Here is a 10,520-nt window from a genome sequence, read left to right as displayed (position 1 = left end):
GTAATAGAAGAAATTGAGCATAAAAAGGAGAGGTAGATGGCTGAAAAAATGAAGAAAAAATCTGATGAAATTTTGGATGAGATTGAAAAAGAAGGAAAAAACGAGAAAGATTCCATTGAAGATACAATAATTGATGCAGAAGAGGTAACAGGTGAGACTCTGGCTGATAAAATAGATAAAATAGAAGCAGAGGTGGAGGAGTGGAAACAGGCTTATCTTAGAAAACAGGCGGATTTTCAAAACTTTACAAAAAGAAAAGAGAAAGAAGCTGAAGAACTGAGAAAGTATGCTTCTGAAAAGGTAATGTCAAAAGTAATAGAGGCTGTAGACAACCTTGAAAGAGGTGTGGCTGCTTCATCTGAAACAAAGGATTTTGAATCTCTCGTAAAGGGAGTGGAAATGACCCTGAGTCAGATGCACGGGATTATGAATACAGAGGGTGTAGAGGCTATAGAAACAGAGGGTCAGAAATTTGATCCCCACCTGCATATGGCGGTAATCGCCGAGGACAGTCCTGAACACGAGAATGATGATATAATACTGGAGCTTCAAAAAGGATATAAGCTAAAAGGTAAAGTAATCAGACCTTCTATGGTCAAAGTGTGCAAAAAATAGTATATTTCAGATAAACATTAAAAATTAATTTTTAGGAGGAAATAAGAATGGGTAAAATAATCGGAATTGATTTGGGAACAACAAACTCATGTGTAGCTGTAATGGAAGGTGGAAGCTTTACTATTATAAGTAACTCAGAGGGAGCAAGAACTACTCCTTCAGTAGTAAACGTAAAAGATAACGGAGAGATCATAGTAGGAGAGATCGCAAAGAGACAGGCAATCACAAATACTGACTCTACTGTACAATCTATAAAAACTCACATGGGTGAGGATCATAAAGTAAAAATGCATGGTAAGGATTATACTCCTCAGGAGATCTCTGCAATGATCCTTAAAAAACTTAAGAATGATGCAGAAGCATACCTTGGTGAAACAGTAAAAGAAGCGGTAATAACAGTACCGGCTTACTTTACTGATGCTCAGAGACAGGCAACAAAAGATGCGGGTATGATCGCAGGATTTGACGTAAAGAGAATCATAAACGAGCCTACTGCAGCTGCACTAGCTTATGGTCTAGATAAAAAAGGTGAAGAAAAAGTACTTGTTTTTGACCTTGGTGGAGGAACATTTGACGTATCTATCCTTGAGATAGGAGACGGTGTAATCGAAGTACTTGCTACTTCAGGAAACAACCATCTTGGAGGGGACAACTTTGACAAGAAAGTAATCGACTGGCTTGTAACAGAGTTTAAGAAAGAGACTGGACTGGATCTTTCTAATGATAAAATGGCATATCAAAGACTAAAGGATGCAGCGGAAAAAGCTAAAAAAGAGCTTTCTACAACTATGGAAACTCCTATATCTCTTCCGTTTATCACAATGGATGCAACTGGACCTAAACATTTAGAAATGAAACTTACAAGAGCTAAATTCAATGAGCTTACTCTTGATCTTGTAGAAGCAACTCAAGGGCCTACTAAAACAGCTATGAAAGATGCAGGACTTAATCCTTCTGACATCGATGAGATCCTTCTTGTGGGAGGTTCTACAAGAACTCCGGCAGTACAAGAATGGGTAGAGAAATTCTTTGGTAAAAAACCTAACAAAGGTATAAACCCTGACGAAGTAGTAGCTGCAGGAGCTGCTATCCAAGGTGGAGTACTAATGGGTGACGTAAAAGACATACTGTTACTAGATGTAACTCCTCTTTCACTAGGAATAGAGACTCTTGGTGGAGTATTCACTAAAATCATCGAAAGAAATACAACTATTCCTGTAAAGAAATCACAAATATTCTCAACAGCAGTGGACAACCAGCCTGCAGTAACAATCAACGTACTTCAGGGAGAAAGAGCTAAATCTTCAGACAACCACAAACTTGGAGAATTTAATCTGGAAGGAATTCCTTCGGCTCCAAGAGGAGTGCCTCAGATCGAAGTTACATTTGATATCGATGCAAACGGAATCGTACATGTAGGAGCTAAAGATCTAGGAACAGGTAAGGAAAATAAGGTAACTATTACAGGATCTACTAAACTTAGCGAAGAAGAGATCGAAAGAATGAAAAGAGATGCAGAGGCAAACGAAGCAGAAGATAAGAAATTTAAAGAGCTTGTAGAGACTAGAAACAAGGCTGATATGCTTATCTCTTCTACTGAGAAAACTCTGGTTGACTATGCAGAGAAGGTAACAGAGGAAGATAAGAAAAATATCGAAGCTGCCCTTGAAGAGCTTAAAAAAGTAAAAGACAGCGAAGACAAGGAAGTTATCGACAAAGCCATGGAAGACCTTTCTAAAGCAGCTCATAAATTAGCTGAAGAGATCTACAAAGATGCTCAGGCAAATGCAACACCAGAAGACGGTGCTGAAGGCGGAGAATCTAAAAAATCTGATGATGACGTAGAAGAAGCTGAAATCATAGACTAATTAAATATTTAAGCAAAAGCTTAGAATACAGGGAATAGAGTTTTAGGCTCTATTCCCTTTTTCAAAGTCTTGATCTTTTGGTAGTGACCTGACTAAAAGGATGAAATTCCATTGTGGTGTTTTTCATCAAGGAAAAGTAATATAATCCAGGGTAAGTAATTTAATTAAAATTCAAACAGCAACTTAAGTTAAATAAAAGTCTGATTTATGGTAAAATATTTAATAAAAAAGTTTTAAAAGGGAGGCTTCGATACTATGCTTAAATTGGTGAAAATGAAAAATGAGGAATATGATGTCATAAAGGGAAAGTTGATATCTGACTATGCCAAAGAAAAAGTGAGAGTGGGACACTGGCAGGAAGATGAGGCTATAGAACTGTCTAAGGAAACTCTGGAAAAGATATTGAAAGATGGTGTAGATACAAGTAACCACCACATAATGAATGCATATGAAGACGAAGAGAAAAAAGTGGGGTTCATATGGTTTAATATTTTTAATAAGTCGGTATTTGTAAATGCTCTCTGCATATATGATGAATTCAAGGGCAAGGACTATGAGATAAAAATAGTAGAAGCTCTGGAAGAAAAATCATATGACTACGCAGCTAAAAAAATAAACCTGCACTCTTTCGGATATAATGAAGGAGCTATAGCAGCATACAGAAAAATGGGGTATGAGATAACAGACGTGTACATGAACAAAAAGATATAGGGCTTCTTATGAAGGGAAGAGTCTATTTGGAACACCCGGTTTTGGGAATCATAGAGATCTGTGAAGAGACAGACGGTATAAGCTCGGTGGAGTTTGTAGAGAAGAAAAAAGATGAGATAGAAAGCCACCTCGTGCTAAAGTGCAGGAAGGAGCTAGAAGAGTATCTCTATGGAGAAAGAATGAAATTTTCAGTCAAGCTGGACATGCAGGGTACGGATTTTCAGAAGAGATGCTGGAAAGAACTGTATAAAATACCTTACGGTGAATCCATATCCTACGGAGAACAAGCTGAAAATATAGGTAACCCAAAGGCTGTGAGAGCTGTAGGGGGAGCCAACGGGAAAAATCCCATAGGGATAATAGTACCGTGCCACAGAGTTATAGGAAAAGACGGTAAAATGACAGGTTATGCAGGAGGCTTGTGGCGAAAAGAGTATCTGCTCCGAAGGGAGAATGAGATAAAAAGAGCTCATGATGAAAAGAGCAGAGCTAAATAACCGGCCCTTATTTAAAGGGTGTATAGAGGGGAAGTAAGCCTGTAAAAAAACTTGAATTTGTGTTATAATATTTTGTAATGAATTACGGAGGGAGCGTTTTATGGCTAAAAAAGATTATTACGAAATACTGGGTATTTCAAAAGATGCATCAGAGGCTGAAATCAAGAAGGCCTATAGAAAGGCCGCCATGAAATACCATCCAGATAAATTTACCAATGCCAGTGAAGATGAAAAGAAAAATGCTGAAGCAAAATTTAAAGAGTTGAATGATGCTTATCAGGTACTTTCAGATTCCCAAAAGAAAGCTCAGTATGACAGATTCGGACATGCAGCTTTTGAACAGGGCGGAGCTGGCGGAGCCGGAGGCTTTGGTGGATTCGGTGGATTTGGAGATTTTGAGGATTTAGGAGATATATTCGGATCATTTTTTGGCGGTAGTTCTGGATTTGGTGGACAAAGAAGCAGAGGAAGAACTGTACAGCCTGGAGCTGATTTAAGATATAGTGTAGAGATAACTCTCGAAGAAGCATCTAAAGGTGTGGAAAAGCATATAAAATATGAGAAAAACGGTAAGTGTCATACATGTGGTGGAACAGGAGCAGAACCTGGAGCAGGGATGCAGACTTGTAGTAAGTGTAATGGCCAGGGAAGAGTCAAGCAGACTCAGAGAACAATGCTTGGAAACTTTGAAACAGTAGTAGAATGTGACCAGTGCCACGGTAAAGGAGAAACTCCTAAAAAGAAATGCAGCAGCTGCGGCGGAACAGGTATAGAAAAAGAGGTCGTAGAAAAAACTGTAAAAATACCAGCGGGTATAGATGACGGACAGAGACTGAGACTTTCTGGATTGGGAGAGGCCAGCCCTTCTGGCGGACCAAACGGAGACCTGTATATCTATATAAAAGTAAAACAGCACAGTATTTTTGAGAGAATAGACGACGATCTGGTATGTGAAATTCCTATCTCATATGCTCACGCAACTCTTGGGGGAGACCTGGAGATACCTACAATCGAGGGTAAAATCAAAATGAAAATACCTGCAGGAACACAAAACGGAAAGGTATTCAGACTGAAAGAAAAAGGTATGCCAAATACAAGAGGATACGGCAGAGGGGATCAACTGGTAAAAATAGTAATAGAGATACCTACAAATCTAAACGAAAGCCAGAAGGAATTACTGAAATCCTTTGACAAGAGTCTAAAAGATAAAAACTACAATATGAAAAAAACATTTTTTGATAAAATAAAAAACTTATTTGCGTAAAAATCGCTAAGTTGAAAAAGCAGTTTATCTGTGATATACTCAAATTATAGAGTAGTTTTTAGATAACCAAGGAGGACAAAAATGTTAAATAACTTTATAACTTATGCTGCAGAGGGAGCTAAACCTGCAAATTATACAGGGATGATAGTTACTGTAGCTGTATGGGCAGCTGTATTTTACTTTTTACTCATAAGACCAAACAAGAAAAAACAGAAACAGCATCAAGAGATGATGACATCACTTCAAGCAGGGACTCAGGTTATCACAGCCGGGGGAATCAAAGGTGAAGTAGTATCTGTAAATGATGAGTTTGTAGTTATCAGAGTGGATAAAGGTGTAAACCTTACTATGAAAAAGAGTTCAATAGCAAATGTTTACAGCAAATAAAACGACAATTTATAATTGTCGTTTTTTCTCTATTAAGGAGTGGATTATGAAACGACACCTAGTTTTTTTATTGACAATATTGGTATATACATTATCCTTTTCCCAACTCATCAATCTAAAAGGGATAAGATTTAACGGTAATCCGCCTCAGATGGTTATAGACGTAGAGGGGGTAATAAAACCGAGATTCAACATAGATTATGATGAAGCCAGTCGGCTTTTGTTTATAGAACTACCAGGAACAGAAGCGGGATCAAATTTTAAAAGTCAGGTATTAAACGGAAATTATATAGAGAAAGTGGATGTGGTAAAATACGCTAACTCCACGGGAATTTTTACATTTTTAAATAAGAACGTAAATTTTCAGACTTCCTACAGAACAGATCCTGTGAGACTTGTAATGGATTTTTCTGGAAAAGGTGACGAGAAAGAGTATACAGTAGTAATCGATGCAGGTCACGGAGGAAAAGATCCCGGGGCGGTAGGATTTAATAAATATCTGGAAAAAGACATTGTTTTTTCAGTAGCTAATTACCTTAGAAATGAACTTGTAAGAGACTTTAATGTGGTGATGACCAGATCAACTGACGATTTTGTGAGCCTTGCTCAGAGACCTAGAACTGGAAATAAAAGTAAGGGGGATATGTTTATAAGTATCCATGCCAACGCAGACCAAAGCGGAAACGGGACTGGGTTTGAGGCTTTTTATTTCTCTAAGAAATCCTCTCCCTATGCAGAGAGAGTGGCGTCCTTTGAGAATAGTTTCGGAGCAAAATACGGAGAAGATTCTAGTGATATAGCCCAGATAATGGGAGAACTGGCATATAAAAAGAATCAGGAAGAATCCATAAAACTGGGAGAGAACCTGTCGAGTACATATGCCAGAAAATTGGACATGAAAAATCGAGGAGTCCACGGAGCAAATTTTGCAGTACTGAGGGGATTTGACGGACCTGGAGTACTTTTAGAGCTAGGATTCATAAGCAATGAAAATGATGTATGGAAACTGAAACAATCAAAATATCAACAATTGATGGCTGAGGAGATAGCAGATAATATCAGAAAATACTTTTATTAATGAAAGGTGGAAGGTTTGAATAAGAAAAATATAGCTCTCATATTCTTGGGAGTGGTACTTCTGACTACAGGGACAGCATATTATCTACTTGTGGGAAGATATGATAAAATCCCACCTAAAATAATATTTGAAAAAACTGATTCTGAAAAAAAGATGAGTAAGGAAAAAATTACTCTCTATATTCCCGATGAAAACCTCGCAAAACTCAAAGTCAAGGAGGTCGAGGTAGACAGCGGTTCGGGAAATGAAATAAGCATGGTTTTTGAGCTTCTTAAATCGGAGATGAATTATGAATTCCGGTATAGGGGTGAATCAGGAGATAAAGTAGAAGCACCTTTTTTGGATGAAGGTGTAAAACTCCTAAATATTTACAGAGACGGAGAAGATATTTATCTTAACTTTAATTATAAATTTAAAGAAAATATGAAAATTCCGGAACAGGAACTTTTGATAGTGTACTCCATAGTAAATAGTATTACTCAGTCTTCAGGATACAAAAGAGTAAAAATCCTTGTTAACAACAAAGAGGTAGATAAGCTTAATTTTTATAGGCTGTCTAAGTTTTATGAAAAAAACCTTGAAATATAGGGTGGCCTAAAAAAGGTCACCCTTTAATTTTCAAGTATAATTCTTTTGAGATAAGGTTGAGGTTGAAGTGAAGGCATTTTCAACAGACTGGAGGAATAAAAATGGACAAAATAAAGTTAAGTATAAAGTCTATGCTCACCCCAAAAAGATATAAACACATATTGGGAGTGGAGGAAATGGCCATAGAGCTGGCCTACCGGTACGGTGCAAATGTAGAAAAAGTGAGGAAGGCTGCTTTGCTCCACGATTGTTCTAAGCAGTTTACCATAACGAAGATGAGGGAGCTCTGTGACTGCGATGAAACTTTGAAAAATTACGGACATTTGGGGGAGCTTATCCACGGCTTTGCAGGAAGTGTATATGCAAAAATGAAATTCGGAATAAAAGACCAAGAGATACTCGATGCAATAAGATATCATACAATAGGCAGACGGGATATGTCGCTGGTGGAAAAGATAACGTATCTTGCTGATGCCATAGAGCCTAACAGAGACTATGCCGATGTAGAGCATATAAGACACCTGGCTTTTCAAAATATAGATATGGCAATACTCCATGAGGCGGACAGAAAAATAGAATATCTTATAAAAAGAGAAGCAGTAATTCATCCGAACACAGTGGATATGAGAAACTGGTTACTTGCAAAAGTAAAAAGAGGAGAGGTATAACATATGGATAAAGAGAAGGATTTAGAAAAATTAAAAGAACATATAAAGGGTAAAAAAGCACTGACTCTCAATGAGATATCAGGATTTTTAGGTTGGTCTACAAAATATAAAAAACAGAACAGGGAAATCCTGGAAGAATGGATCGACAGTGGGGAACTTCTGAGAAATAAGAGAGGTAAATATAATGTTCCTGAAAACCTGGGATTTATAAGAGGTAGTTTTACAGTTATAAAGGACAAGTTTGCCTTTGTAGATACTGAAACAGAGGGAATATTCATACCAAGGTCAAAATTTAATTCAGCCCTTGACGGAGATACTGTACTTATCCGTGTAACAAGGGAAACAGACGGCGGAAAGAAAAAAGAGGGAGAAGTAGAGAAGGTACTGAAAAGATCAAAGGATAAAATAATCGGGATATTTGAAAAAAGTGAAAGCTTTGGATTTGTGAAGCCGACCCATTCATTTGGAAGGGATATTTTCATACCTAAAAGAGGAATGAAAAATGCTAAAAACGGAGAATTGGTACTTGTAAAGGTAACTTTCTGGGGCGGAGAAGGGAAAAAACCAGAGGGAGAGATAGAAGAGGTATTGGGAGATCCGTATAATACTAACACAATGATAGAAGCACTTATAAAGAGAGAAGGAATGTCCGGAGAGTTTCCTCCAGAGGTAATAAGAGAAGTTGTCAATGTAGAAGACAAGATAACAGAAGATGAGATCAAAAAAAGAAAGGATCTCAGAAACTTACCAATAATAACAATAGACGGAGAAGATGCCAAAGATTTGGATGATGCAGTCTATGTGGAAAAATTAAAAAACGGAAACTATAAGCTGATAGTAAGTATAGCAGATGTGTCCCATTACATTCAAGATGGAATTCTCTTGGACAAAGAAGCGCAAAAGAGAGGAAATTCAGTATACCTTGTAGACAGGGTGCTGCCAATGTTTCCCAAGGAGATATCCAACGGTGTGTGTTCACTGAATCCCAGAGAAAACAAACTGACTTTTACATGTGAGATGGAGATAGATCCTTCTGGAAAAGTGGTGGACAGCGATACTTATAAGTCTGTCATAAAGACAGCCCACAGAATGACCTATACCGATGTAAATAAAATATTAGATGGTGACGAAGAACTTACAAAAAAATATGAGGATATAAGAGAGATGATCTCTACAATGTTTGAGCTCTCAAAAATATTAAGAGATGTAAAGTATCAAAGAGGAAGCATAGATTTTGACCTCCCTGAAATAAAAGTGGTTCTAGATAAAGACGGTAAGGTGGAAAGCCTTAAAAAGCGTGAAAGAGGAGAGGCAGAAAAAATAATAGAAGACTTTATGATATCTGCCAATGAGGCTGTAGCGGAAAAACTGTTCTGGCTGGAGATACCATCGGTCTACAGAACACATGACAAGCCTGATCCAGAGAGAATAAAAACTCTGAATGATACTCTGGCAAAGTTCAACTACAGAATACACTCTTTTGAAGACCTTCATCCAAAAAGATTTCAGTCTATAATAGAGGACTCTAAGGATAAGGATATAAGCATGATAGTTCATAAGTTTATTTTAATGTCCTTGAAACAGGCAAGGTACACTGTGGACAATACCGGCCACTTTGGACTGGCATCAAACTACTATACTCACTTCACTTCCCCTATACGTAGATACTCTGACCTGCTTGTGCACAGAATACTCGGGACGACATTGAACGGTTATCCTTCTAAAAAGCAGATTGCCAAGTGGTCTAAGACTCTAGACGGGGTATGCCAGCATATCTCAAAAACAGAGAGAGATGCCATGAAAATAGAGGATGAAAGTGTAAAAATTAAAGTAGTGGAATATATGATGGACAGAGTGGGAGAAGTATACGATGCCAGAATAGTGGGATTCAGCAATAAAAAGGTGTTCTTTGAAACTGAGGAGTATGTAGAATGTTTCTGGGATGTAGTATCTTCTGACGACTATTACGAATTTGATGAAGTGGAATATGTCATGAAGAATCGTGATAAAGGAGATATAATGAACCTGGGAGACAGGATGAAAGTCCTAATAGCAAGGGCAGACCTAAATGAGTTAGAAGTAGAAGTTGTCCCTTATACAAAGGACATGGATGATAATTTTAAGAGATACAGATAAAAATACTAGACTGATAAAAGGGAGTTACTGAGATGATTTTAGCTAAAAATAAAAAAGCATTTCATGAATTTTTTATAGATGATAGATATGAGGCAGGTATAGAGCTGGTGGGGAGTGAGGTAAAATCCATCAAGGCCGGAAAGGTGAGCATAAAAGAGGCTTTTGTGAGAATCATAAACGATGAGATTTTCATAATGGGGATGTCTGTAACACCTTGGGCCTACGGGAGTACATATAACCCAGATGAAAAAAGAGTGAGGAAACTCCTTCTCCATAAGAAAGAGATAAAAAAGCTTCATGAAAAGGTAACCCAGAAGGGTTGTACCATTGTACCTATATCTGTATATACAAAAAAAGGATTTGTGAAGGTAGAGATTGCCCTGGCCAGAGGTAAGAAAAACTACGATAAAAGAGAAAGTTTGGCAAAGCGGGATCAGCAGAGACAAATGGACAGAGATTTAAAAGAAAAATACTAAGTTAAAACTTTATAAATAAAATTCCGGCTGAGTTCAGCCGGAATTTTATTTATATTTTCATATCCCCAAATTTTATTCTTCCTTTTTTTCTCATTGTCTCACTTATGGTAAAGGAGAGAATGGCAGGGAGTATAAAGTGAAGGATGGCTATCTTTACAAGAGCACTGCTTCCCATGGTTTCTAAGGTAGAAATCTGACCTACAAGTCCGGCAGTACCCATTCCACCACCGAT

At 37.6% G+C, this 10,520-nt stretch carries 12 protein-coding genes; 11 read left to right on the top strand and 1 reads right to left on the bottom strand.

The genetic code is table 11. The annotated features are described in order from the left end of the window. Window positions 1-36 precede the first annotated feature (36 nt). The 11 genes from grpE (at window position 37) to smpB (ending at window position 10,288) form a co-directional block, all read left to right on the top strand. Complete coding sequence (gene grpE / locus ABZA26_RS02075) at window positions 37-615, top strand: nucleotide exchange factor GrpE (RefSeq protein ID WP_372712865.1); 579 nt, start codon at window positions 37-39, stop codon at window positions 613-615. Between the two features lie 47 nt (window positions 616-662). Continuing rightward, the gene (gene dnaK, locus ABZA26_RS02070; RefSeq protein WP_372712864.1) at window positions 663-2,483 is read left to right on the top strand and encodes a molecular chaperone DnaK; all 1,821 of its coding nucleotides are present in this window, start codon (window positions 663-665) and stop codon (window positions 2,481-2,483) included. Between the two features lie 255 nt (window positions 2,484-2,738). After that, complete coding sequence (locus tag ABZA26_RS02065) at window positions 2,739-3,194, top strand: GNAT family N-acetyltransferase (RefSeq protein ID WP_372712863.1); 456 nt, start codon at window positions 2,739-2,741, stop codon at window positions 3,192-3,194. An 8-nt stretch (window positions 3,195-3,202) separates the two neighbouring features. Then, the gene (locus tag ABZA26_RS02060) at window positions 3,203-3,691 is read left to right on the top strand and encodes a methylated-DNA--[protein]-cysteine S-methyltransferase (RefSeq protein WP_372712862.1); all 489 of its coding nucleotides are present in this window, start codon (window positions 3,203-3,205) and stop codon (window positions 3,689-3,691) included. A gap of 100 nt (window positions 3,692-3,791) precedes the next feature. Next, the gene (gene dnaJ, locus ABZA26_RS02055; protein ID WP_372712861.1) at window positions 3,792-4,955 is read left to right on the top strand and encodes a molecular chaperone DnaJ; all 1,164 of its coding nucleotides are present in this window, start codon (window positions 3,792-3,794) and stop codon (window positions 4,953-4,955) included. Between the two features lie 81 nt (window positions 4,956-5,036). Further along, complete coding sequence (gene yajC, locus ABZA26_RS02050) at window positions 5,037-5,342, top strand: preprotein translocase subunit YajC (RefSeq protein WP_372712860.1); 306 nt, start codon at window positions 5,037-5,039, stop codon at window positions 5,340-5,342. Window positions 5,343-5,388: 46 nt separating this feature from the next. Next, window positions 5,389-6,420: an N-acetylmuramoyl-L-alanine amidase gene (locus ABZA26_RS02045; protein WP_372712859.1), complete on the top strand. Its 1,032-nt coding sequence runs from the start codon at window positions 5,389-5,391 to the stop codon at window positions 6,418-6,420. 15 nt (window positions 6,421-6,435) lie between these two features. Then, window positions 6,436-7,008 carry a GerMN domain-containing protein gene (locus ABZA26_RS02040; protein ID WP_372712858.1) on the top strand — a complete coding sequence of 191 codons (573 nt, stop codon included), beginning with the start codon at window positions 6,436-6,438 and terminating at the stop codon, window positions 7,006-7,008. A gap of 101 nt (window positions 7,009-7,109) precedes the next feature. Further along, window positions 7,110-7,676, top strand: coding sequence for a bis(5'-nucleosyl)-tetraphosphatase (symmetrical) YqeK (gene yqeK / locus ABZA26_RS02035; RefSeq protein WP_372712857.1), 567 nt, complete (start codon window positions 7,110-7,112; stop codon window positions 7,674-7,676). Window positions 7,677-7,679: 3 nt separating this feature from the next. After that, a complete protein-coding gene (gene rnr, locus ABZA26_RS02030) occupies window positions 7,680-9,812 on the top strand; it encodes a ribonuclease R (RefSeq protein WP_372712856.1) in 2,133 nt (710 codons plus the stop codon). 32 nt (window positions 9,813-9,844) lie between these two features. Further along, window positions 9,845-10,288: an SsrA-binding protein SmpB gene (gene smpB, locus ABZA26_RS02025; protein ID WP_372712855.1), complete on the top strand. Its 444-nt coding sequence runs from the start codon at window positions 9,845-9,847 to the stop codon at window positions 10,286-10,288. Between the two features lie 49 nt (window positions 10,289-10,337). Here the strand turns inward: smpB and ABZA26_RS02020 are convergent. After that, on the bottom strand, window positions 10,338-10,520 hold a 183-nt coding region (locus ABZA26_RS02020), incomplete at its 5' end, for a PTS sugar transporter subunit IIC (RefSeq protein WP_372712854.1).

The organism is Ilyobacter sp. (assembly GCF_041583315.1).
Lineage (GTDB): Bacteria > Fusobacteriota > Fusobacteriia > Fusobacteriales > Fusobacteriaceae > Ilyobacter.
The sequence above is the reverse complement of the archived record's forward strand: the minus strand, read 5'-3'. Positions and strand labels throughout refer to the sequence as shown.